General features: G+C 65.8%; 15 protein-coding genes. 6 read left to right on the top strand and 9 right to left on the bottom strand.

The features are described from left to right. Positions 1-72: 72 nt before the first annotated feature. The gene (pks13, locus tag LKE06_RS07750; protein ID WP_227997937.1) at positions 73-5532 is read left to right on the top strand and encodes a polyketide synthase Pks13; all 5460 of its coding nucleotides are present in this window, start codon (positions 73-75) and stop codon (positions 5530-5532) included. Next, entirely contained in the window at positions 5529-7073 is a 1545-nt protein-coding gene (locus LKE06_RS07755; protein ID WP_227997938.1) for an acyl-CoA carboxylase subunit beta, read from the top strand. The genes pks13 and LKE06_RS07755 overlap by 4 nt, the downstream gene beginning before the upstream one ends. A 66-nt stretch (positions 7074-7139) precedes the next feature. Here the strand turns inward: LKE06_RS07755 and LKE06_RS07760 are convergent, their stop codons facing one another. Then, on the bottom strand, positions 7140-7637 hold the full coding sequence (locus LKE06_RS07760; RefSeq protein ID WP_227997939.1) for a peptidylprolyl isomerase: 498 nt from the start codon (positions 7635-7637) through the stop codon (positions 7140-7142). A 251-nt stretch (positions 7638-7888) separates the two neighbouring features. Here LKE06_RS07760 and LKE06_RS07765 point away from each other — a divergent pair, with 251 nt between their 5' ends. Further along, positions 7889-11251, top strand: coding sequence for an arabinosyltransferase domain-containing protein (locus tag LKE06_RS07765; RefSeq protein WP_227997940.1), 3363 nt, complete (start codon positions 7889-7891; stop codon positions 11249-11251). Positions 11252-11347: 96 nt separating this feature from the next. On the opposite strand, the gene LKE06_RS07770 is transcribed toward LKE06_RS07765, so the two are convergent. The 6 genes from LKE06_RS07770 to dprE1 form a co-directional block, all read right to left on the bottom strand. After that, positions 11348-11509, bottom strand: coding sequence for a hypothetical protein (locus LKE06_RS07770; RefSeq protein ID WP_227997941.1), 162 nt, complete (start codon positions 11507-11509; stop codon positions 11348-11350). A 131-nt stretch (positions 11510-11640) separates the two neighbouring features. Continuing rightward, complete coding sequence (locus tag LKE06_RS07775; protein WP_227997942.1) at positions 11641-14922, bottom strand: arabinosyltransferase domain-containing protein; 3282 nt, start codon at positions 14920-14922, stop codon at positions 11641-11643. 36 nt (positions 14923-14958) lie between these two features. After that, positions 14959-16749, bottom strand: coding sequence for a DUF6541 family protein (locus LKE06_RS07780; RefSeq protein ID WP_227997943.1), 1791 nt, complete (start codon positions 16747-16749; stop codon positions 14959-14961). A gap of 149 nt (positions 16750-16898) precedes the next feature. Next, positions 16899-18911 (bottom strand): galactan 5-O-arabinofuranosyltransferase, encoded by a 2013-nt coding sequence (locus LKE06_RS07785; RefSeq protein WP_255648459.1) that lies wholly within the window; start codon positions 18909-18911, stop codon positions 16899-16901. 320 nt (positions 18912-19231) lie between these two features. Then, positions 19232-19993 (bottom strand): decaprenylphospho-beta-D-erythro-pentofuranosid-2-ulose 2-reductase, encoded by a 762-nt coding sequence (gene dprE2 / locus LKE06_RS07790; protein ID WP_227997944.1) that lies wholly within the window; start codon positions 19991-19993, stop codon positions 19232-19234. Further along, positions 19990-21447: a decaprenylphosphoryl-beta-D-ribose oxidase gene (gene dprE1 / locus LKE06_RS07795; RefSeq protein WP_227997945.1), complete on the bottom strand. Its 1458-nt coding sequence runs from the start codon at positions 21445-21447 to the stop codon at positions 19990-19992. The genes dprE2 and dprE1 overlap by 4 nt, the downstream gene beginning before the upstream one ends. A 101-nt stretch (positions 21448-21548) precedes the next feature. Between dprE1 and LKE06_RS07800 the strand changes: the two genes are divergently transcribed. Continuing rightward, positions 21549-22004 carry a GtrA family protein gene (locus LKE06_RS07800; protein ID WP_308188317.1) on the top strand — a complete coding sequence of 152 codons (456 nt, stop codon included), beginning with the start codon at positions 21549-21551 and terminating at the stop codon, positions 22002-22004. A 172-nt stretch (positions 22005-22176) separates the two neighbouring features. Here the strand turns inward: LKE06_RS07800 and LKE06_RS07805 are convergent, their stop codons facing one another. Then, positions 22177-22659, bottom strand: coding sequence for a hypothetical protein (locus LKE06_RS07805; protein WP_227997946.1), 483 nt, complete (start codon positions 22657-22659; stop codon positions 22177-22179). Between the two features lie 162 nt (positions 22660-22821). On the opposite strand from LKE06_RS07805, the gene LKE06_RS07810 reads away from it, so the two are divergent. Beyond that, the gene (locus LKE06_RS07810; RefSeq protein WP_227997947.1) at positions 22822-23148 is read left to right on the top strand and encodes a hypothetical protein; all 327 of its coding nucleotides are present in this window, start codon (positions 22822-22824) and stop codon (positions 23146-23148) included. A 220-nt stretch (positions 23149-23368) separates the two neighbouring features. Beyond that, on the top strand, positions 23369-24244 hold the full coding sequence (locus LKE06_RS07815; RefSeq protein WP_227997948.1) for a helix-turn-helix domain-containing protein: 876 nt from the start codon (positions 23369-23371) through the stop codon (positions 24242-24244). Here LKE06_RS07815 and LKE06_RS07820 read toward each other — a convergent pair. Beyond that, entirely contained in the window at positions 24241-24666 is a 426-nt protein-coding gene (locus LKE06_RS07820; RefSeq protein WP_227997949.1) for a MarR family winged helix-turn-helix transcriptional regulator, read from the bottom strand. The two genes, LKE06_RS07815 and LKE06_RS07820, sit on opposite strands and share 4 nt — an antisense overlap. Positions 24667-24727 lie beyond the last annotated feature (61 nt).

Raw genomic sequence — 24727 nt, forward strand, 5'->3', positions numbered from 1 at the left:
GCAGGTCGCTCGACATAGCACCGCGTCAATTCGCGGCACTCCCGGTACGCAGACAGGTAGCTTGAGGAATTGATGGCTGACAACGAGGGCACGCCCACCCAGATGACCGAAACCGTGCTAGCCGAGGCGTCGGAGACTCAGCCGGACGCGGCGAACTCCACGCCCGCGACGACTGACATGTCGGTCGCGGAGCTGCGGGAGTGGCTGCGGCGCTGGGTCTCCGACGCGACCGGTCAACCGGTGGAGAACATCACGGTGGACCGGCCGATGGAGGAGTTCGGGCTGGCCTCGCGCGACGCTATCGCGCTCGGCGGCGATATCGAGGAACTCACCGGCGTGAGCTTGAACGCGACGGTGGTGTATCAGCATCCGACCATTGCGTCGCTGGCCGACGTCGTCATCAATGGCGAGCCGGAGTTGCCGCCCGAATCCGCGGACGACTCGTTCTATACGGCCGGGTTCACGCCGGGCGAGGCGCACGATATCGCGATCGTCGGTCTGTCTACCCGGTTGCCGGGTGCGGGCGATACCCCGGAGTCGACCTGGGAGTTCCTGATCAATCGTGGTGACGCGATTCGGGAGCTGCCGGACGGGCGCTGGGAAGAGTTCACCGCGGACCCGGCGGTGGCCGCGAAGGTCGCCGAGGGCAATACGCTTGGCGGCTACCTCGACCAGGACGTCCTCAAGGGCTTCGACGCGGAGTTCTTCGCGATGTCGCCGATCGAGGTCGAACGGGTCGATCCGCAGCAGCGGCTCATGATGGAGCTGACCTGGGAAGCGTTGGAGCACGCCCGGATTCCCGCGAGTGAGCTCAAGGGCGAGTCGGTCGGGGTCTTTGTCGGCACCTCAACGAATGACTTCCAACTGCTGGCGGCCCTCGGACTCGGCGAGTCCGATCCGACAGCTCCTGCTTCGGCCGCCGCGTACGGGCTGACCGGTGGTTCCTCCGGCATCATCGCAAACCGGATCTCGTACTTCTACGACTTCCGGGGTCCGTCCGTCGCCGTCGACACCGCATGTTCCTCCACGTTGGTCGCCGTGCACCAGGCGGTGCGCGCGCTGCGCGACGGTGACGCCGATCTGGCTCTCGCCGGTGGCGTCAACATGTTGCTCGCACCCGCGATCACCCTCGGCTTCGACTCGATCGGTGCGGTCGCGAAGAACGGTCACATTAAGGCGTTCTCGTCCGATGCCGATGGCATGGTCCGCTCCGAGGGCGCTGGTTTGGTGGTGCTCAAGCGTCTTGCCGACGCCGAGCGCGACGGCGACAAAATCTACGCGGTGGTCAAGGGTTCCGCGGTTAATAATGACGGCCGCTCCAATGGCCTGCTGGCGCCGAATCCGGACGCGCAGGCCGACGTATTGCGCCGCGCCTACCGTGATGCGGGCATCCCTCCGTCGAGCGTCGACTACATCGAGGCGCACGGCACCGGCACCCCGATCGGTGACCCGATCGAGGCCGACGCGCTCGGCCGGGTGGTCGGCCGTGGCCGGGACGCGGACAAGCCCGCGTTGCTCGGATCGGCCAAGACCAACTTCGGTCACCTCGAGTCCGGCGCCGGTGCGGCCAGCCTGGCCAAGGTGATCATGGCGTTCCAGCACAATGTGCTGCCGCCGACCATCAACTACGTGGGACCCAGCCCGTATATCCCGTTCGATCAGGCGCACCTGAAGGTCGTCGACGAGCCGACCGAATTCCCGCGCTACAGCGGCACCGCGACCGTCGGTATCTCCGGATTCGGTTTCGGCGGCACCAATGCGCACATCGTGGTGCAGGAGTATGTGCCTGCCTCGGCTGCTGTCGGCGAAACCCCGGTCCTCGCCACCATGCCGGAGTCCGCCACCGAGCCGGAGTCCGCTGCCGAGCAGGAGTTCGGCACCGACGCGGCGGTTGCCGAGCCTGCCGTGGTCGCCGACAGTGCGTCCGGTCTGTTCGCGGCCGAGATCGCCGAGGCTACCGCGGTCCTCGCGGATCTCGAGTCCCTCGAGGTCGCCGAAGCCGTGGAAGTCGCTGCGCCCGTTGCCGAATGGTCGGACCGGGACGAGCCGCTGCCGGTGATTCTGGCCGTGTCCGCCTATCTGCCGTCACGTCGTCGTCGCGCCGCCGCGGACCTGGCCGACTGGCTGGAATCCGATGCCGGTCGTGAGGTTCCGCTGGAGAATGTCGCTCGGTCGCTGGCCAAGCGCAGCCATCAGCGTTCGCGTGGCGTCGTTTTGGCGAAAACCCATGAGGAAGCGGTCGCCGGTCTGCGCGCCATCGCGGCGGGCAAACCGGGCGCGGGTGTGTTCACCGCCGATGCCCCGGCCGCCAATGGCCCGGTCTGGGTGCTCGCCGGTTTCGGCGCCCAGCATCGCAAGATGGGTAAGCAGCTCTATCTGGAGAATTCGATCTTCCGCAAGGCCGTCGACGAGGTCGACGAGCTGGTGCAGGACGAGGCGGGCTATTCGATAACCGAGATGATCCTCGACGATGCCCAGGACTACGACGTCGGGACCTCCCAGGTCGGCATCTTCACCATCCAGATCGGTTTGGCCGCGCTCTTGCGCGCGCACGGCGCCGAACCCGCCGCGCTGGTGGGTCATTCGATGGGCGAGGTCGCCGGGGCTTATTTCGCCGGTGGTCTGGCGCTCGAGGATGCGGTGCGCGTGATCTGTGCCCGCTCGCGTCTGATGGGTGAGGGCGAGGCGATGATCACCGACGCCGACGTCCGCAATATGGCGTTGGTCGAGCTCAGCGCCGAAGATGTCCAGGCGATGCTGGTCGACTACCCGGACGTGGAATGCGCCGTGTACGCGGCGCCGACCAATACGGTGATCGGTGGCCCCCAGGACCAGGTCGCGGCGATCGTTGCGAAGGTCGAGGAAGCGGGCAAGTTCGCACGCGTGTTGCAGACCCGTGGCGCGGGACATACCTCGCAGATGGATCCGCTGCTCGGCGAGCTGGCCGCGGAACTCGCGGGCATCGAGCCGACAAAGCTGAAGGTCGGCCTGTATTCGACGGTTGACAAGGAAGAGTTCTACCGCGCGGGCCACGACCCGGTGCACAACGAGGACTACTGGGTGAAGAACATGCGCCACAGCGTGTACTTCACCAACGCGGTGCGCCTCGCGGTGGAGACCGGGCACACCACCTTCCTGGAGTTGGCGCCGAATTCCGTTGCGCTGATGCAGGTTCTGGGCACTACCTTCGCGGCCGGCGTGCACGACGCGCAGTTGATTCCGACGCTCAAGCGTAAGGAAGACGAGTCGGCCGGCGTGGTGTCCGCGCTGGCTCAGCTGTACGTGCACGGGCATCGCGTCGACCTGCCGTCGCTGCTGCCGACAGGCGAGTATGCCGACATTCCGCGTACCGCGTTCGTGCGCAAGCAGCATTGGCCCAATGCCAGGATGGCCTCCGGTAGCGGCAATGCCCGGGTCCCCGGCGCGCATGTCGCATTGCCCGACGGCAGGCATGTCTGGGAGGTGCAGGCCACGGCGGTCACCGATCTGGCCGCGCTGGTGAATTCCGCTGCGGCGCAGGTGCTCAGCGACGTGTCGCTCGGTGCGTCCATTCCGCACGCCGAGTTGCCGGCAACCGGAACGCTCACCACCACGCTGACCCCGCACCTCGGCGGCGCCTCGGTGCAGGTGCACGCACGTGCCGGTAGCGCTTTCCAACTGCTGTTCGAAGCTGTTGTCGCTTCGGGCGCGCCGCTTCCGGAAGCTGTTATCGCGCAGAGTGTTCCGACCACCGCAGTGCCCGCCACCGGCGACGCCGATATCGAGATCGTCGAAACCTTCGGGGACCGTTGGGATCCCGAGGGTACGCAGACCCTCGAACAGCGGCTGGCTTTGATCGTCGCGGAGTCGATGGGTTACGCGGTCGAGGATCTGCCTATGGAGATCCCGCTGATGGAGCTCGGTCTCGACTCGCTGATGGCCATGCGTATCAAGAACCGGGTCGAGTTCGAATTCGATATCCCGCCATTGCAGATTCAGGCGGTGCGCGACGCCACGCTGCACGAAGTGGCCAAGGTGCTGCGCTACGCCATCGAGCACCGCGAAGAGGTGCAAGAGATGGCCGATAAGCAGGCGGCCGGCGAAGAAGGGGCGATCGACAGCGGCTTCGCGGCGGCCGCTCGCGCGGCGCTGGAGTCCGGTGCGGATCCGGTCGACGCGGTCGCGAAAGCCGCTGGCGTCGACGGAGTTTCGAAGTCCGCGCTGGATGGTGAGAACACGTCGGTCGAGGCGGACGCCGAGGCCATCGTCGCGGCAGCCGAGGCCGCTGAGGGGATCACCGGCACAGCTGCGGTTACCGCGCCGGTCACCCCCGGGCAGACCGCCGCAGTCGCCGCGAAAGATGCGGCGACTGATCGCGCGCTGGACAAAGAGGACGGTGCGGCCGAAGCCGTCGCCGCGGCGGCTCCGGCCGCGCTGTTGGGTGCCGCGCCCTCGGCCGATGAGGACGATGTGCCCCCGCGTGACGCCGCCGAGCGCTTGACCTACGCCACCTGGGCGGTCATCACCGGTAAATCGGCGGGCGGCATTTTCAATACGCTGCCGATTCTGGAGGAAGAGGTCGCCGAGAAGTTGGCGGCGCGACTCACGGAGCGGGTCAAGGCCGAGGTCACCGTTGATGATGTGCTCGATTGCGAGACCATTGAGCAGCTGTCCGATATCGTGCGTGAGCTCCAGGATAGCGGTGCGGACGTCGACGGTTTCGTGCGTCCGCTGCGGCCACGCGTCAAGGGCTCGAATGCCGTGCCGGTCTTCGTTTTCCATCCGTCGGGTGGCAACACGCTCGTCTACGAGCCGCTGTTGAAGCGGCTGCCGAGCGATACCCCGATGTTCGGTTTCGAACGGGTCGAGGGCGACATCGAGGAGCGCGCTCGCCAGTACGTGCCGGAGCTGCGCAAGATCCAGGGTGACGGGCCGTTCGTGCTGTACGGCTGGTCGCTCGGCGCGGTATTCGCGTTGCAGGTCGCACAGCTTCTGCGGGCCGAGGGCGCCGACGTTCGCATCGTCGGGCTTATCGATCTGGCCATCCCGACCGAGGGTGAGGACAACAGTCCCGAAGAGCGGCTGCGACGCATCGAGCGCTACCAGGTGTTCGCGAAGAAGACCTACGGCGTCGAGGGGGAGCTCGATCGTGAGCAGCTCGAAACGCTGGCGGCGGCTTCGGATGAAGAGCAGTTCAAGATGATCAGCGATCTCATCAAGATCAGCGGCACCAAGATTCCCGGCGGTGTGCTCGAGCATCAGCGCACCTCATGGGTCGAGAGCCGTCACCTTGCCAAGACTCAGCTGTCGCACTACGACGGTGATGTCGTGCTCTACCTCGCCGATCGCTATCACGACGGCATGATCGAGCTCGAGCCTCGATTCGCCGAACGGCAGCCCAACGGTGGCTGGGACGACTACCTGCCGAACCTGGAGGTCATCCACATCCCGGGTGACCATCTGCAAATCGTTGACGAGCCGCGGATCGGCAAGATCGGAGCCGACCTCACCGCGAAACTCGCCACGATCGCGGAAACGAAAGGCGCCAAGTGAGCACCACGGCCGAGAAGCTAGCCGACCTGCGTAAAAGACTCGAATTAGCGCAGGAACCGGCGGGTGCGGCGGGGGTGGCCAAGCGGGCGAAGAAGGGAATCCCCAGCGCCCGCGATCGAATTAATATGCTGGTCGATCCGGGTACATTCGTGGAACTCGGTGCGCTGGTTCGTAAGCCAGGTGATCCTGAGGCGCTCTACGGCGACGGCGTGGTCACCGGGCACGGCCTGGTCGAGGGGCGGCCGGTCGCGGTGTTCTCACATGATCAGACCGTGTACGGCGGGTCGGTCGGTGAAATGTTCGGCCGCAAGGTCGCCTACATCATGGAATACGCGGCGAAGGTCGGGTGCCCGGTTGTCGGCATCAACGATTCCGGCGGCGCGCGCGTGCAGGAGGCCGTGACGTCGCTGGCCTGGTACGCCGAGCTCGGTCGCCGCCAGGAACCGCTGTCGGGCATGGTGCCGCAGGTTTCGATGATTCTCGGCAAGTGCGCGGGTGGCGCGGTTTACGCCCCGATCAATACCGATGTGGTGGTGGCGACCGAAGAGGCGTACATGTTCGTCACCGGCCCCGGCGTGATCCGGGAGGTCACCGGCGAGGATGTCAGCCTCGAGGAACTCGGTGGCGCGAATAGCCAAGCGCAGTACGGCAATATCCATCATGTCGCCAAAGATGAGGGTGCCGCGTTCGAATGGGTGCGCGCGTATCTGAGCTTCCTGCCGACGAGCTGCCAGGAGTTGGCGCCGGTGGTGAATCCGGGTATGGAGCCCGAAATCACCGACACCGACCTGGAATTGAATTCGATTGTCCCGGACTCGGACAATGCGGGTTACGACATGCACGACATTCTGTTGCGCATTTTCGACGACGGTGACTTCCATGAGGTCGGTGCGACCGCGGGACGCAATGTCATCACCGGCTTCGCCAGGGTGGACGGCCGCAGCGTCGGAGTGCTGGCCAACCAGCCGATGGTGTACGCGGGCGCGTTGGACGCGCGGGCATCGGATAAGGCCGCGCATTTCGTGCGCCTCTGCGACGCATTCGAAATTCCGCTGGTATTTGTCGTGGATACCCCTGGTTTCCTGCCGGGTGTGGAGCAGGAAAAGATCGGCGTCATCAAGCGCGGTGGCCGCTTCCTGTTCTCCTATGTCGAGGCCACTGTGCCGAAGGTGACCGTGGTGATCCGCAAATCCTACGGCGGCGGATACGCGGTGATGGGTTCGAAACAGCTTGGCGCGGACGTGAATTTGGCGTGGCCGACCGCGCGCATCGCGGTGATGGGCGCGGAGAGTGCGGTCAGCCTGATCGGGCGCAAGCAAATCGCGGCGGCCCCGGAGGATCAGCGCGCGGCGGTCCGTCGGCAGATGATCGATTTCTATAACGCGACGATGGCGACGCCGTGGGTGGCCGCCGAGCGCGGCTATATCGATGCGGTCATCGAGCCGTCGGCCACCCGGCTGGAGCTTCGCCGGGCGCTACAGCTATTGCGCGACAAGAAGCTTTCGCGCAATCCGCGCAAGCATCATCTGCTTCCGCTCTGAGCGCTCGCACGCGATCGGGCCGCACCCCAGCCGGGTGCGGCCCGATTCGCGTTGTGTGACAACAGGTCAGGCGATGGCCGCGGACTCGATGATCACATCGTCGCGCGGCACATCCTGGTGCCCGCTCTTCGAACCGGTCGAGACGGCGGCGATCTTGTCGACCACGTCGGTGCCATCGACAACCTTGCCGAACACCGTGTAGCCCCAGCCCTGCGCGGTCTTCGCGGAGTGGTTGAGGAAGTCGTTGTCCGACACGTTCACGAAGAACTGCGCGGTGGCGGAGTGCGGGTCGTTGGTGCGTGCCATCGCCACGGTGTACTTGTCATTCTTCAGGCCGTTATCGGCCTCGTTCTGGATCGGACGCTGTGTGGGCTTCTGCTGCATGCCCGGGGCGAAGCCACCGCCCTGGACCATGAAGCCCGGGATGACGCGGTGGAAGATGGTGCCGCTGTAGTGGCCGGAATTCACGTAGTCCACGAAGTTCGCGACCGTGCCCGGCGCCTTCTGCTCATCCAGCTCCAGCACGATCTGCCCGTAATTCGTCTCGAGATTCACCTTGGTCATACCCCTACCTTTCCATTGCCCCCACCACCCCCCAGCAGTTCGGGTCGATTTCCGCAAGAACTGCCCAGCTCACAGCCTCGCCCCCCGCCGAAACACCCCAGATCATCCGCCCAGCCCCCCAGACGTGCCCCCTCGCCACGCCCACAAATCCCGCGCGAACCAACGTCGAACCCTGAACTCCACACCTTCGAGCCCAGCGAACACGCCGCGCCGCAGGCGTCGCAAATTGAACACCGCTAGCATTGCCAACCGTGCCCGACGCCGCTACTGCTGTCTTGACTAAACCGCCTGCTGTGCCGGCGGCCGCGCGGAATGACTTCCGCACCGCGCGAATGATCGCGCTGTTCGCAGGGGTACTCGGGGCGCTATTCGCGCTGGCGAGTCCGTTCCTGCCCGTCACGCAGACCACCGCCGTGTTGAACTGGCCGCAGGACGGGCAGCTCGGCAGTGTGCAGGCGGCGCTGGTATCGCAGGTGCCGATCGAGCTGAACGCGACGATTCCGTGCTCGGCGGTCGCGCGGCTGCCCGAACAGGGCGGCATGCTGCTCGCGACCGCGCCGTCGCAGGGCGATCGGGCGGCGCTTGAGGCTTTGTTCGTCCGGGTGTCGGACACCACGGTGGATGTGATCGACCGTAATGCGGTGGTCGCGTCGGCCCCACGCTCGCAGCTGGGTGATTGTTCATCGATCACGATCAGCTCCGATATCGACCGGACCACGGCCGCGTTCACCGGTCTCACCACGACCGTAGAGAAGCCCGCCGAGGGTGGTGGCGCAGCCGCGCAGCCGGTATCCGTGCCGGTGCAGGGGCAGTTGGGCGGCGATCTGCGGCCGCAGGTTGTCGGAGTCTTCTCCGATCTGGAGGGCGCCGTACCGGATGGACTGTCGTTCGAGATGACAGTCGACACCCGGTTCTCGTCGACCCCGACCGCGATCAAGCTGATCGCGATGATCGCCGCGGTGTTGTGCACGCTGATCGCGCTCGGTGCGCTGGCTCGGCTCGACGGTAGCGATGGGCGCGGGCACCGCCGGTTCCTGCCCGCCAACTGGCTGAAGCCGACCTGGACGGACGGCGCGGTCATCGGCACCCTGCTGGTGTGGCATTTCGTTGGCGCCAACACCTCCGATGACGGCTACATCCTGAGCATGGTCCGGGTCGCGCCGCATGCCGGCTATATGGCCAACTACTTCCGCTGGTACGGGGTCCCCGAGGCGCCGTTCGGCTGGTACTACTACGTGATCCAGGTGTTCTCGGAGATTTCCACTGCCAGCGCGTGGGTCCGCCTGCCCGCCTTGGCCTGCGCCATTCTCTGCTGGATGGTCATCAGCCGCGAGGTTGTGCCACGCCTGGGACGCGGGGTGCGCAATAGCAAGGTGGCGCTGTGGACCGGTGGCCTGGTCTTCCTGGCGTTCTGGATGCCGTTCGACAACGGTCTGCGATCGGAGCCGATCGTCGCGCTGGGTGCGCTGCTGACCTGGGTGTCGATCGAGCGTGCGATTGCGACGGGTCGACTGCTGCCCGCCGCCACCGCGGTCTTGGTCGCCGCGTTCACTTTGGCGGCGGCGCCGACCGGATTGATGTGTATCGCGGCATTGCTGGCCGGTATCCGGCCACTGGTCCGGATCGTGGTGCGACGGCACCGTGAGTTCACCGCGCGTGGCGTCGGGCGGTGGGGTTCGGCGCTTCCACTGCTCGCCCCCATCGCGGCGGCGGGCCTGCTGGTGTTGATCGTGGTCTACAGCGACCAGACCTTCGCCGGTATTCAGGAAGCCAACCGGGTGCGTCAGGCGACCGGCCCGAACCTCGCATGGTACGAGGACTATCTGCGCTACTACTACCTATTCGTCGAGACTGTGGACGGCTCGCTCCCGCGCCGGTTCGCGTTCCTCATCATGCTGCTGTGCTTGTTCACCACCATGCTGGTGTTGTTGCGGCGCAGGCGGGTTCCCGGCATTGCCAGCGGCCCGACCTGGCGGCTGATGGGTGTGGTCTTCGGAACCATCTTCTTCATGATGTTCAACCCGACCAAGTGGACCCACCACTTCGGCGCGTATGCGAGTATCGCTGGTTCATTGGCCGCGGTCACCGCGGTTGCGGTCTCGGCGAGCGCGTTGCGGGCGCGGAAGAATAGGGCGATCTTCCTGGCCGGGTTGTTGTTCGTGCTGGCGATCGCGTTCTCCGGCATCAATGGCTACTGGTACGTGTCGAGCTTCGGTGTGCCGTGGTTCGACAAGCGGATCTCGCTGCACGGCTACCAGTCCAACACCCTGATGCTCGTGCTCTTCGGTCTGGCGCTCGCGCTGGTCGGCTGGTACGCGCTGCGTGAGGACTACACCAAGCCGCAGCCGTCGGCGAAGACCGCGCGCGGCAAGCGGATTCGCAAGTTCGCCGCGATTCCGTTGACCGTTGTCGCCGCGTTGATGGTGGCCATCGAGGTGCTCTCGCTGGTGAAGGGCGCTTACACCCAGTACCCGGCCTACTCGCTGGCGAGGTCGAATTTCGACGCGGTCGGCGGCAATACCTGCGGGCTCGCCAATGACATTCTGGTGGAACCGAATCCGAACGGCGGCGCATTGCAGCCGATCATCGACCCGGCCAACCCGCCGAAGGACCCCAACGATCCGCTGGCGGGCGCCGACCAGGTCGGCTTCGACCCGAACGGGGTGCCCAAGGACCTCTCGGCCGACAGCGTCGAGGTGAAGCCGGGTACCGGCAATACCTCCACCCAGTCGGTCGGTGCGGCGTTCGAGAAGGGCCAGAGCGCGGGTACCGGCGGCGGTGAGGGTGCGCGTGGCGTCAACGGCAGTACGGTGGCGTTGCCGTTCGGGCTGGACCCGGCGACGACGCCGATTCTCGGTAGCTACCAGGAGGGCGTGCAGCAGCCCGCGCATGTGACCTCGAGTTGGTACCAGTTGCCCGCTCGCTCGGACGACACTCCGCTCGTGGTGATCTCCGCGGCCGGGCGCATTCTGTCGGTCGACGACACCGGTTCGGTCAAGTACGGCCAGTCGTTGACGGTCGACTACGGCAAGCATCTGCCCGACGGCAGCGTCCAGCCGCTCGGCACCTACCTGCCGCGCGATATCGGCCCGTTCCCGTCCTGGCGGAATCTGCGCGTCCCGCTCGACCAGATCTCGCCGGAGGCGGACGCGGTGCGGATCGTCGCCAATGACCCGATCCTGATCGGTGACCAGTGGCTGGCCTTCACGCCGCCGCGGATGCCGAAGTTGCAGTCGCTCAACACCTTTATCGGTTCCGATCAGCCGGTGCTGCTGGACTGGGCGGTGGGGCTGCAATTCCCGTGCCAGCGTCCGTTCGATCACAAGAACGGTGTCGCGGAGGTGCCCGGCTACCGCATCCTGCCGGATCGTCCGCTGGCGGTCAGTTCCACCAATACTTGGCAGGCCGAGGAGTTCGGTGGCCCGCTCGGCTTCACCCAGATGCTGGCGAAGTCGGTCACCGTCCCGACCTATATGAAGAACGATTGGGCGCGCGACTGGGGCTCGCTGGAGCGCTACGACCAGTACGACCCGAAGGCGAAGCCCGCGCATCTGGAGACGGGCACGACCGATCGCTGGGGCCTCTGGTCGCCGGGACAGCTCCGGGTGTTCTGACCCCACACATAACGAAAGGCCGTCGCACCGGTGTTCAACCGGTGCGACGGCCTTTCTGCTCTCAATGCTTCGCCGGGGGTCTCAGACCTTTGTTCCTCAGACCTTTGTCATCCGTAGGCCGAGTTCGCGGCGGAGCAGCTCTTGGGAGGGGTGGCGGGCGAGCACACGTAGCACCGCCGGGCGTATTTCCCGTTGCTCGTCGGCGGTGAGGAGTCCGACGAGGTCGCGTAGATCCATGTCATCGAAGGCCGAGGTCATGAATGACAGATTACGGTTCAACCGCCCGTTCGGCAGGGTTTCGTGTAACCATGCGTGGGGGTTGTCCGCAGATGTCCGCTGCCGTAATTGCGCCGATTCACCGTCGTATGTGCACGCGCCGCCCCTCTCGTCTATCCGCGTTCTCGGATCGGGTCGGATTTGGCTCGGCCGCTCCGGGATTCGACGGTGACGCCGATGGTGGCCGGGGTCGCGGTGGGGTCGTGGGGGGTGAATCTTTCCAGGGAGCCCCAATCTCGGGTCCAGTCGCGGTCGAGGTAGGTGGGGATGGTTTCGGATTCGAGCAGTAGGCCGGTCCAGCCGAGGGGGCCGCCGCCGATGTCGTCCTGCCAGGCGTTGGAGGCGTCGGAGCCGACGCGGTCGGGCAGGATGCGCCAGTCGGGGACCTCGGCGACCCCGTCGTGATGGTCGAAGGGGCGCTGGCAGGGGAAGGAGAGGCCGACGTGCCAGTCGAGCAGGACCGGATCATTGGATCCGACAACGGAATTCAATGTTGTCAGCCTGGGCAGGCGTGGCGGGGTGACGGCCAGCCATTGCTTCTGGGTGATGTCGTTGTCCGCGGCGACCAGACGCACCGCGTTGACCCCGGGTGGCAGCTGGTCCAGCGGGACACGCAGATTGCGCCATGACGGCGCCGGGCCGATGTCGAGCGGGTTCACCGAACCGATGCCGGTGACCGCGCCGTCCGGGCCGCGAGTGCCGTATTCCAGGCGAAGTTCCTGGCCGTAGGTGAGGACGCCGTCGTGATCGATCGAGCGGATTCGGCCCGCGGCGGTGATCGCGAGGACCCGGTATGCGGGGTCGTTGCGCATGCTGTCGGTGAGGTCGAGGTGATACCACTGCGAGGTGAGCTGCGCCTGCTGCTGATCGGTGTCCTGATAGCTACCCATGACCGGCGTCCGTCCCGAGTCCAGTCCGAACGGCAATGCCACTGTGCTGCCGTTGATTCCGGGTTCCTGGCTGGTGCCACCACCGGTGCCGGCGCCGGTGGTCTTGGTGGTCTTGTTCTTCGATTCGGTGTTGACCGAGTTCGCGCCGCCGGTCACGGTTTCCTCGGCATCGGCGGTGAGATCGCTCGCGACACCATTGGGCGTGAATCCCTTTGATTCCGCGGACAATCCGTCGGCGGGCGAGCCCGTGAACGGCTGTAGCAGTGAGTCGGCGGTGTTCGTCTCCACCAGCACCTCGTTCGCCAGCGCGCACGTATTGCCCGACAGCGATTGCAGATTCGATTTGGCGATCGAGTATGCCGGGTACTGGGTGACGGCCGCCTTCGCCAGCGAGGCGACCTCGAACAGCACCAGGATCGCCGCCGCGATGGTCAGCGGTGCCGAGGCGAAACGATCGAAACGCGTTGGGCCGCCGTCGCGGGGACGGCGATACGGCTCGCGATAATGCAGCCATACCGCGACAACCAGCGCCACACCCGCGAGCCCGAGGAACAGAGTCGAGATACCCTTGCCCGCCACCAGTGGTGCCTTGTCCCACCACGGCACGCCGTAGCTCGAGACGTACCACCAGCCATTGGAGCCGGTGAACGTGATCGCGAGCAGGAACAATATCGCCGACGCGAACAATGCCCGGTTGCGCGGCACGCGAATTCCCTCGCTGCCCACCGCGACCGCGGCGAGCGCGGCCAGCGAACCGGCCAGTCCGGCGTACACGCCGAAGTGGTGGGTCCACTTCGTCGGTGTGAACATCATCAGCAGCAGCGATGCGAACACAATGCCGAGAATGCGCACCGACGGCCCGCGTGAAGTCCCCGGAATCCGTCCCTTGCGCAGCACCTGCAGCACGCAGACCAGCAGGCACAGCAGCATCACCAGGACGCCGAAACGGCGGGCGAGCGACCCGTCGGGCGACAGCGCCAGCAGCGAATCCCAGCGGGTGCGCTCATCGAACCAGGCCACATTCGGTCCGACGACGGTGCGGACCCGGGTGGCTTCCATGACCGTTGCGAGTGTCTGATCGGCGAAAACCACTATCAGCACCAAGGCGCCGGCGGCCAGCCCGGGCGCGATGAGCGCGGCGTAGCGGAAGAATGCGCCGAGGCGCGAGGCGCTTCGCGCCCCGCCGAGCGTGCCCGCCGCGTCTCGTGCCCGTCGAATGATGATCTGTAGTACCGGCCGTGAACCGGCGATCAACGCGGCGATGCAGATGAGCCCGGTCGGCCCCGCGGCCAGCGAGAACGCCGCGATCAGCACCGCGACGGCGGCGGGGAGCAGCCGGCCCGTCGCAATGGCGCGTTCGATCGAGCACCAGGTCAGCAGCGCGCCCGCGGCGATCAGCGGCTCGGGGCGCAGGCCATTGTCGTAGGGCAGCCAGAAGGCGAGGAAGACCAGCCCGGCCGTCCACAGCGCCACCCTGTTGCGCCGGACACGAGCGCCCAAGCGGGGCAGCACTTCTCGGCTGATCACCAGCCAGCACACGATGCCCGACAGCAGCGCGGGCAGCCGCATCCATGGGCTCGCGTCCGAGATCCGGGTCATCCAGGCGAGTACCTCATATGACCAGCCGAACGGCGCCTCGGGTACGCCGAACCATCGGTAGTAGTTGGCCATGTACCCAGCGTGTTCGGAAGCCCGCGCCATATTGAGGATGTAGCCGTCATCGGAGGTATTGGCGCCGATGAAATGCCAGATCGCGAGGACACCGAGCACAACGCCGTCGGCCATGGTGAAGCGCCACCAGTGTGCGGGCAAGAAGCGGCGGGGACGCCTGCCGTCGGCGTTGTCCAGCAGGTGCAGCGCGATCAACGCGACGATCGTGAGTACGGCCGCGGCGATCATCGCGCCCAGCTTCAGTGCCGAAGGGGTGGAGGAGAAGCGCGAGTCGATATCGGCGTGCAGCCGGGCACCGTCCACTTGTGCGGCATCGAGATCGGTGAACACCCCGACCACCTGCGGCCGGATATCCCGGCCGACGGTATTGCGAAACGGTGTGCCGTCCTTGCGTTCGGCCCCGGTGAATTCGGCCGTCGTGGCGGACGCGGTCGAGGTGACCGTGATCGTGTCGCACCCGGCGATCTCCTCGACCGGCGCCGAGAGCAGCGGAACGTCGTGCAGGATGAGCGAGAGCACGCCGTCGTTCACCGAGACGACCAGCCCCTTGGCCGTCGCCTGGCCGGAAGCCTTCGGCACGGTCGAGAGCAGCGTGCCCGGCGCGCCGTCGCGCACGACCGCACACGGCAGCGTCGCGCTGAGCCGCTGCGGCACATAGGACACCAGCGGAGCCTCGACGCTGCTGGCCCCGGCCTGGGGCCAGTCCAGCGTCGCCTGCTCCTGGTGCACCGGCAAAAGCGGTGTGAGCAGCGCCAGCACGAATCCGAGAAGCCCGGAGACGAGGGCGATCAAGCGGTTACGGGTGAACGCTGCAGAAGATCGGTCCGGTCGCACGGGGGTGATGCTATCTACCGTTGCCCGCGATCCCCGCTACCGCAGCGCCCGAACGTCCCAGAGCCACACATCGTCGACCGGTTTCGGCTCGGTACCGAGCAGTTGCGTCACGGTCGAGCGCAATACGGCGGAGTTGCGCGAAGGCGGCAGGACCAGCACGTCTGCCTGCCAGAATTCGAGGTCTTCGCGGGCTTGGGCGCGGGTGGTGTCGTCGATCGCGGGCACGACGCCGGTGTCCTGCGCCCTGACGAGTAGACCGGCGGTCGGCCGGATCTCCGGCCCATAGATGCCCTTCTTCGTCGCGACGATCGGGCCGACGAAGTAGCCCCCGGCGAGCGGGAAACCGAAGTTCGCGTCGGCCTGCCAGCGCAGCGCTCGCGCGTCGGGCGGCCACGGCGGCGGAACCATCACCACCGAGCCGTCGTCGACGAAATTCCGCACCGTCGCGTCGGCGAAGAATTCGGGTGTCGGCGGACGTTCGACGACCGGCAGAATGGTCGGCACCAGCGGCAGCAGCGCCATCGTGAGGGCCGCGAACCAGGCCAGCGGCGTCGGGTCGCTTGCCGAGCGCTTCCACGCCGCGAGCGCGCGATCGGTGGCCAGTGCGAGCACCACCGCGATGGCCGGGACGGCGGCCATGGTGAGCCGGGTTTCCAGCACCGAATTGAGCAGCGGAATCTTCTCGGCCCAGCGCCATGGCAGTTCGATCCCGGTGGGTTGCTTGCCGAACGTGGCGACCGCGCCGAGCGAGAGCACCCCGAACACCGCCATCACCGCGACGGCCGCGCGAACCACCCGCTGCCGCCACAGCCACACCACGGTCACGGCCAGCAACAGCAGCAGCGGCCAGCCAAAGTAGGCGTTCTGCTCGGTATCGTTGATCGCGACGTACTGTCCCGGCGCGAATATGCCGCCGAGAGATTCCGACGGGAACTGCACGATCGCCTTCAGGTCATTGCCCACCGGTCCGTGATCGATGGAGCGGTAACTCTGCGGCCCGAAAAACTGCCACCACAGCGGTATTTCGGTGAGCATCAGGGTGATCACCGCGGCCAGTGCGACTGTCGGAAGCAGCGTGCGCAGTGCGCGCAAACCGGTGCGCGGTGTGTGCAGGTAATACACAACGGCGAACAGTCCGAACGCGAGCGCGAAGATCAGCAGCGGTTCTTCACCGAGCGCGATCTGTGTCGCGACAAGCAGGCCGAGCGCTACCGCATCGCGAATACGCCTGCGCGGCTTCCCTTTTTCTGTCTCGCCGCGTCGTGCCAACCGGATGAGCAGGCCCGCGATAATCGGAAGCAGCGTCAGCGCGACAAAATTTGGATGCGCATTGGCATGCGAAATCATCGCGGGGGCGAATCCACAGAACAGTCCACCGATGGCGGCGGCGAACCGGGAGTCGACGAGCTCGCGGGAAATCAGCCAGTACCAGGCCAGCGCCGTCGTGCTCAGCCCGAGCGTGAGTACCAGCACGAAGGTGACCGTCGGCCCGAACAGCAGGGTGACCGGCGTGAGCGGCACTCCGACCCCGAACATGGCCGTGTTGGCCATCATGTTCACCCCGGCCGGGAAGTTTTGCAGATTCGTGCCCAGCGGGTTCTGCAAATGTGCCACCGAATGCGCGGTGACCGCGAAGAACCATTCCCACATGGTCTGGTCCTGACCGCTTTTGATCAGGTACCCGCTCTGTGTATTGCGCCACTGCCCGGACAAAACCGTGACGGCCAGCGCGAGATATCCGACCGAAACGATCAGATCGCTGCGATCGACCCGAATCCGCGGCAGTCTGCGTTTCTCGACCAGCGTCCGCTGGTCCGGTAGAGACACGTCCGGTGTCGTTTCTCCTGATTCGACGCCAGAAGCAGCACGTGTATCAACCCGCAAAACGAACTTCTCCTCCAAAAGGCTTGAACCAGCTGCCCAAAGCACCCAACCACTCTATGAACACCCTGACAAGTGGTAGCGCGAGGAGATCTTTACCGGTTGACGGTGATGAGGGTGAACGGTCCGATGTCGGTGCTGGTGAAGGCCGGGTCGGTAAAGAGTTTCTTGGGGAAGCTCACGGTGTACCGCTTGACGTTGGGGTCGTTGGGGTAAACGTCCTTGGCCAGGCGCAGGGTGTAGTCGTCGCCGCTGCGGCGGAACAGGAAGGCGTCGGGGGCGCGCCAGGGGCTCGCGGCGAGCGCGTCGAGCATGGCGTGCGAGGAGTCCAGCTTGCTCCATGCCTCGATGGTCGCGGCGCGACCGGCGAAGTCCGCCAACGGGTTCGCGTAGTGCGAGGTGAGGCCCTGGAAGCCGTAGTAAGGGTAGAACGAAAGGAAGCTGGTGTCGGCGGTGAGGACCACCGTGTCCGAGCGTGGTCGTCCGGTCTGCGCGAGCAGCGCGGCATCCACCTCGCGATAATTGGACACCGCTGATGGGCTGCGCTTATCGGCGCGCTCACCGTTGCCGTCGGTATCGGTGTAAGCGGTGGTGATTTCCGATGCGAGCACATGCGGAATGTTCTGGGTGAACGCGAGCGCGCCGACAGTGGCGACGACGATCACCGCGAGCCGGAACCGACCCGGCTCATTGAATGCCTGATACACCGCCCGCGCGCCCTCTACGAATCCGAACGCGCCCGCGGCGGCGAGCAGCACCAGTAGCACCGGCTCCAAACGGAAGGAAAGCAATGTGGTGCCCGCGGCGGTCGCGGCCATGGACAACAGCGACCACAGATAGATCGCCACCACGCCGATACCGAGTGACTGGGCCCGTCGAGACGACCCGGCCCGGACCACCAGCCATACGATGCCGATCAGGCACAGCGCGCCGCGCAGCGAGAATTCCGCCATCGGCAGCGGTAATTCGGAGCCCGCTTCGGGGAGATAGTGGAATGCCGTCCCGGAACTGGGGATGCTGCCACTGAGCATCTTCAGCAGGAATGGCAGATAGACCGTCAACGCGACGACTCCGGCGATCGCCGCGATCACGACCAGCCGGACCAGCAGGGCGAGCGCGGCGCGCCACACGGGAGCATCGCCGACCGCTTCGGCCGTCGTGGTGCCACGCGAACCGGTGGCAGCGCGCCGCTCGCGCACGGCGAGCCAGGCGGCGAGCAGCCCCATCAGCCCGACGGTGAACGCCGCGAATCCGAAATACAGCGTGTAAAACGTGGCGGACAGGCCGAGGAACAGGCCGACGCCGATCACCGCGCCCCACCCGTCTGCCGTCGCACGCTGGATGCTGTGCTTACGTGGCCGGTAGAGCGCACCCCACGCGAGCACGAAGGCGGGCGGTACCAGCACGATGATCACCGCGCTATATGCCTCCGGCGAGGCGTATGCCACGGTCATAGCGGTGACCGCGGCGGTTACGCCGATCGCCCAGTCCGCGCGAATCAGCTTCGACCACAGCACAAGTGAGATGACCGACGCCACCGCGAGAGATCCGATCGCGTAGGGCTTGAACGCCTCCCAGCCGTCCATCCCGAGCACGTTCGCTACGCGCCCACCGATCCAGAACCATCCGGCCGGGTAGAACGGCGGCAGATCGGCGTAGGTCATATCGTGCAGTGCCGGGCTGTCGGTGAGCCTTGTCAAGTACTCGGTACGGAACTCCTGATCCACCGAGACACCGAACAGATACAACTTGGTAGCGGCCAGCGGCAGGCCGAGGGTGACGGTGACGAATGTCGAAATCCCTGCCCACGACAGCAGTTTCGCCGCCCACGGCCAGCGCCGAGTACGGATGAGTCCGATCGCCACCGCCACCATGACCGCGGCGGCGACCTGCCCGACCGTGGTCAGCGCGCGTGTCACATTCGACGAGTTGAACGCGGGCCACTGCACCATCGAGAACGCCACCAGCCCAACGGCCGCCACGATTGCGGCAACCACGGCGGCGAGCACCGCCTCGCCGATGCCCGAGCCGATATGCCGGGCTGTCGACGACCGCCGCCCTGGCGCTGGTGTCGGTAGCGCGTCGCGCTCTAGGGTTTCGGTGCTCAACGGCTTACTCCGTACTCGCTGCGGTCGGACCGGGTCGAGTCGTGGCGCGTCCGGTTGCGACGGGTCAGGTCTGGTCCGACTACTCGCATCGCGCCTCCGGATTCACTGGGTCGGCTGTTGATGGCGTGCGGCCCGATGGTCGCGCCGAGCACATCTTCCACGGCGTCGGTGGTGACGGCGTGGCACCGCGATGATGGTATCGACCGAGTACCGTGCCGCATCCCGCGCAGGTCCCGGACACGCGTCGCCGGGATACAACGAGCCGCACCCGGGGCGTCCAGCGGCGGACGCGCGGACAGTTCGGGTGCGGCTCGGCGAAATCAGATGGGCAGCTTGCGGAAGATCGGGCGCGGGATGTGGCGCAGGACCATCATCACGAAGCGGAAGGGGCCGGGCGCCCAGACGAGCTCCTTACCCTTCTGCGAGGCCGAAACCGCGAGCGTCGCGATATCTTCCTTATCGATGGTGAGTGGCGCTTCCTTGACGTGCGCCGAAAACCTGGTCCGCACCATGCCGGGCCGGATCACCAGCACGCGCGGGCCGTACTGGCGCAGCGCCTCGCCGAGACCGAGGTAGAAACCGTCCAGGCCGGCCTTGGTCGACCCGTAGACGAAGTTCGAGCGACGAACCCGCTCACCGGCGACCGACGACATGGCGATGATGCGCCCGAATCCCTGCGCCTTCATCTTCTCGCCGAGCAGTACGCCGACGGAAACTGCTGCGGTGTAATTGATTTCGGCGACCCGCACGGCCTTGCGCTGGTTTTGCCACAGTTCTTCGGGATCGCCGTCCAGTGCGAACGCGACGATCGCGACATCCACGTCGCCGCCATCCCAGGCCGCGTCGATGACCTTCGGATGGCTCTCGGTGTCGAGCGCGTCGAAGTCGATGACATCGACCTGGCTCGCCCCCGCCGCCTTCGCCTGCGTGACCGCGGCCTCACGCAGCGGGTCACCCGGCAGGGCCGCCAGGATGATTCGCGCGGGCCCCTTCTTCAGGTACTCGGCGCAAATCGCCAAGCCAATTTCCGAGGTACCGCCCAACAGCAGGATGGTCTGTGGGTTGCCTACGGCATTAATCACTGGAGCTCCAGCCTTCTCGCCATATCGGACATGAAAACGCCTGTGGGATCGACACTTCGGCGAACCTTGATCCACTCGTCGATCCGCGGGTACATCTGATGGAAAGCCGCCGCGGTGGTACGCGAGTCCTTCGCGGTATACAGCCGCCCGCCGAACTCCATGACACGGCGGTCCAGCTCGCTCACCAAGTCGTTCAGACCCGGCTTGATCGGGAAGTCGACACAGATGTTCCAGCCCGGCATCGGGAAGCTCAGCGGGGCCGGATTACCTGGTCCGAACAGCTTGAAAACGTTCAGCGCCGAGTAGTGCCCCGAGGCCTGGATATCGATGATGATCCGCTTGAACTCCTCGACCGCCTCGGTCGGCACCACGAACTGGTACTGGAGGAAGCCATTGGAGCCGTAGCCGCGGTTCCACTCCGCGATCATGTCGAGCGGGTGGTAGAACTGCGTCAGATTCTGCACCTTGCCGGTGTAGTTGCCGCCCATGGCGTAGTACGCCTCGCCGATGGCCTGGAGCGTGAACTTGTTCATGGTCCAGTTCGGGAAGATATCGGGCACCGTCATCAGTTGCGGCGCATCGAATTTCAGCGGCTTATTGCGCAGACGCTTGGGTAGTTCGTCGACCTTGGCGAGGCGGCCGCGGGTGATGGTTGCCCGGCCGAGCTTCGGCAGCGGACTGATCACGTCGAACCACGCGCTCGAGTAGGTGTAGTTCGCCTCGCTGCCGTCGCTGTGCGCGGCGATGGTCTCGTCCAGCGTCGTGGTCTTGACGCCATCATTGAGGAAGTACGCGGTCTCGGTGACCACCATCTCGATGGTCGCGCGCAGGATGATGCCGGTGAGGCCGTTGCCGCCGACGGTCGCCCAGAACAGCTTGGCGTTGCGCTTAGGGGTCAGGTGCTGCACCTGACCGTCGGCGGTGAGCAACTCGATCGAGCGCACGTGGTTGCCGAAGCTGCCCTCGCTGTGATGGTTCTTGCCGTGGATATCGGAGGCGATGGCGCCGCCGATGGTCACCTGACGGGTGCCGGGCAGCACCGGGACCCACAGCCCGAACGGCAGCGCGGCCTTCATCAGCTGATCCAGGCTCACGCCGCCGTCCACATCGACGATGTGGGTGTCGGCGTCGATGCGGTGGATGTGGTGCAGCGCCGTCATGTCGACGACGAGGCCGCCGGCATTCTGGGCGTGATCGCCATAGGAGCGGCCGAGCCCGCGTGCGATCACGCCGCGGCGCAGATGAGCCGGCTTGCTGTCGTTGTCCTCGGCGACCATGGCGACTGCCTTGGCGATCAGTTCGGGATCGCTCGTCGAGAGGACTTCGGAAGAGGTTGGTGCGGTGCGACCCCACCCGGTCAGCGCGCGAGTCCGCGTCGGCAAAGCGAACGCGTGATCGGCGGTGGGGCCGGGGTTGATACCGGTAGCGGTGGCGGTCGGAGCTTTCGTGGACATCGGGATAGAGGCTACATGCATAGCCGGACCTACGGTTGGCGTCGCTACCCGCGACGGTGGGGATCGGGGCCTGTCGTCGGCGGCGAGGCTACGCTCGTCGCGTGCATGCCGAACCCCACCTTCCGCTCCCGGCCGAGCTGCCGCTGGTCGACGAGCCAGGCGGTACCGATGTCGACTTGAAGACCCAGATCATTCGCTTCGCGCTCACTGGCGGTTTGTCGGCGATTGTCGACTATGGGATTTACAGCCTGCTGCTGAATCTGATCGGACTGCCGGTCAGCGTCGCGAAATCGATCAGCTTCATCGCGGGGACCACCACCGCCTACTTGATCAATCGCCGCTGGACTTTCCAGGCCCCGCCGAGCCGCGCGCGTTTCATCGCCGTCGTCGGGCTCTACGCGATCACCTTCGCGGTCCAGGTTGGTATCAACGCTGTGCTCTATCACACGCTGTCGGACGAATGGTGGCGTCAGCCGCTGGCTTTCGTCATCGCCCAGGGCACCGCCACCGTCATCAACTTCATCGTCCAGCGCGTGGTCATTTTCAAGATTCGCTGACATCGACACCCGTTGCGGCGGGCGGTGGATCGATGGCCGGGGCTCGCGCCACCAGCTGCCGCGCGCACGTGGGGACGGTTACCGGAACGCCAAATGACCGATACCCGCGGATAGCGGGTATCGGTCGTTGTCGGCCGGGTAGTGCGGGCCCAGCCCTACCTCCGGAGGTTCCTCAGCAGGCGATACTGGTGAGCTGTTCGCGCTTGCGGGAGCTCGCCGACCGGACGGCCGCGCTGATCGTGACGACCGGCGGGATCCAGCGGGCTTCGTTCGGCGCGACACCCCAGCACGCCGAGCCGGCCATCAGCTGAGTGGGCGGCAGCGGGATGCCCGCGCCGTCGGTGTGGACGGTGGCGCCGGCCTCGCGCAGCGCTTCCAGCGCCATCGCGGCCTTGCGAAGTCCGGTGACTAGGTGGATCTCTCGACGCTCGGCGCCGGGGATCTCGATCACCGGACCGGTCAGGTTGTTCGCCCGAAGGAAGCGCCGGACCTCGACGGCGAGTTCGCCGCTGACCTCGATGCCCGACAGATCGGCATCCGTGATCAAGCAGATTCCGTTCGTCGTTTCAGCGATCGTCCACCCGCGCTGGATGTAGTCCTGCGCAGCGGCAGTCATAGCTGCCGCCGAGACGGAAGTCGGAAACGTGGTGCGCACTGTCTTTCTCCATTCCCCGATAGATCTGGGTCCTGCATACATGGGTCGTATCGGCGTCGGCCGGTACGAGCGTTACGGGTTGTCCGAAAATTCTTCTGGGCTGTCGGCTGGATCTCATTTCCGGCCGATCTGCTATGGCGGATTCGGTCGGAGGATCGCGACATGCCCGATGAGTCCAACTGGGTTCCCGCGCCGGATTCGGATGAGTTCGATTCCGAATCGCGCTGGATCGCATGGAAGGGGCGATTCGCCCGCGCTCCCATCGTCGAGGAGGAGCCAGCCGAGCCCTTCGGGAGCCCGCGAGCGTTCGGGAAGTGGAGTGCCGCAACGAATGCTTCGCGGCTGGTCACCAGGGTGGAGCACATCAGTGACCTCGCAGACGATCTGTTCCAGGAGTTGTCGGACGTCGCGGAGCCGGTCAACCAGCTCACCGAAGACGTTCGTGCGGTGCAGTTCTGGCGCTTCCGCAGGGGCGGGTCGCGCAAGTAGCAACCATACTGGATTGCCGCAAATGCTTCGGCTGGAACATATTCGGCGTAACTCCGTCGTCGGCGTCTCTGCGACATGCGTGCTATCCGTCGCGAGATTTACTGTGAAACAATGCCGTTCAAGTGTCGGATATCAAGGTTGGATGTCCGGTAGGGAAGCGTCGATTTCGCGCGTACGGGAGGTCCGCGACCCATAACGACGCACGGCACCAGGGGGAAACATGCCTTCAGCACACGCCACCACCGGTTCGACCATGCCCCGCAGGCAGCTCGGCCGCCACCTTCGCGATCTACGCAATCGCGCCAGGATGACCACCAGAACCGCTGCCGCGCAGCTGGAATGGTCCGAGGCCAAGATCTGGCGGATAGAGACGGGACAAACCTCGCTGCGCAGCCTCGATGTCGAGGCGATGTGCAAGATCTACGGCGCGCCGGGCGATCTCGTCGGACCGCTGACCGCGCTGGCCAGGCAGACCAAGGCCAGGGGCTGGTGGACTGCCTACAGTGATGTGGTCGCCGAGGGTTTCGAGGTGTACCTCGGGCTGGAGGAGTCCGCGCGCGGGCTGTCGACCTACGAGAACGAACTCGTCCCCGGACTGTTGCAGACCGAGGCGTATGCCCGCGCGCTGCTGACCGCGGCGCGCCCGGAGGCATCGGCCGCCGAGATCGATCGGCGGGTGCGGCTGCGGATGGCCAGGCAGGCGTTGATCACCCGTGCCGAATCACCGCTGCAATTGGACGTCGTCATCGGCGAGAGTCTGCTGTGGCGGCGTCTCGGCGGGACCGAGGTGACCGCGGATCAACTCGACCATCTGCGCCGCGTGTGCGATCTGCCGAATGTGCGAATCAAGGTGGTGCCCGCCGATTCCGGCTACCACGACGGCATGGACTCGGGCCGGTTCGTCCTGCTCGATTTCGCGGAAGCGGGCGTGAACGGGATCAACGAGCCGTCGGTCGTCTACGTCGAGGCGTTCACCGGGCCGGTATACCTGGAAAAAGAGCATGAAATCGACAGGTACCGAGGGGCTTTCGCCAATATCAAGGCGACTGCGGTGGATGCGCGCGCGGGGATCGAGGAGGCGCGTAACGCGCTCTAGGCGCAGGTGATGGAGGTGTTCCAGGTGTTCGCGAGTACCGAACGGTGGGTCGGTCGCGCCTGCTGGTAAACCTCACGACCCTTGTCGGTGAGGCAGACGAAGATCGCGCGCCGGTCGTCGGAGCACATGGTGCGTGAAACCAGCCCGTCGCGTTCCAGGCGTGCCACCGCGCGCGAGAGTGCGCTCTGGCTGAGGTAGATATCGCTGGCGAGATCGCTCATCCGATAGTTGCCGCAATCGGCGTCGATCAGCCGGTCCAGGGTCTCGAACTCGCTCAGGCCTATCTCATGCTTGCCCTGTAGCGCTTTTTCGAGTGCGCAACACACCGCCGCGTGCCGGTCGAGCAGCTCGCGCCACTGGCCAACAAGTCCGGTCGGCGCGACGGTGCGCCGGGCTGCGTCTGGAGTCGATACCTTCGACATGGGCCCATCCTAGTGGTCGAGACATTTTGATGCAACCGCATTAGTTGCTTAAGCATTTAAT

Origin of the sequence: Nocardia australiensis, from assembly GCF_020733705.1 — a bacterium.
Taxonomy (GTDB): Bacteria; Actinomycetota; Actinomycetes; order Mycobacteriales; family Mycobacteriaceae; genus Nocardia; species Nocardia australiensis.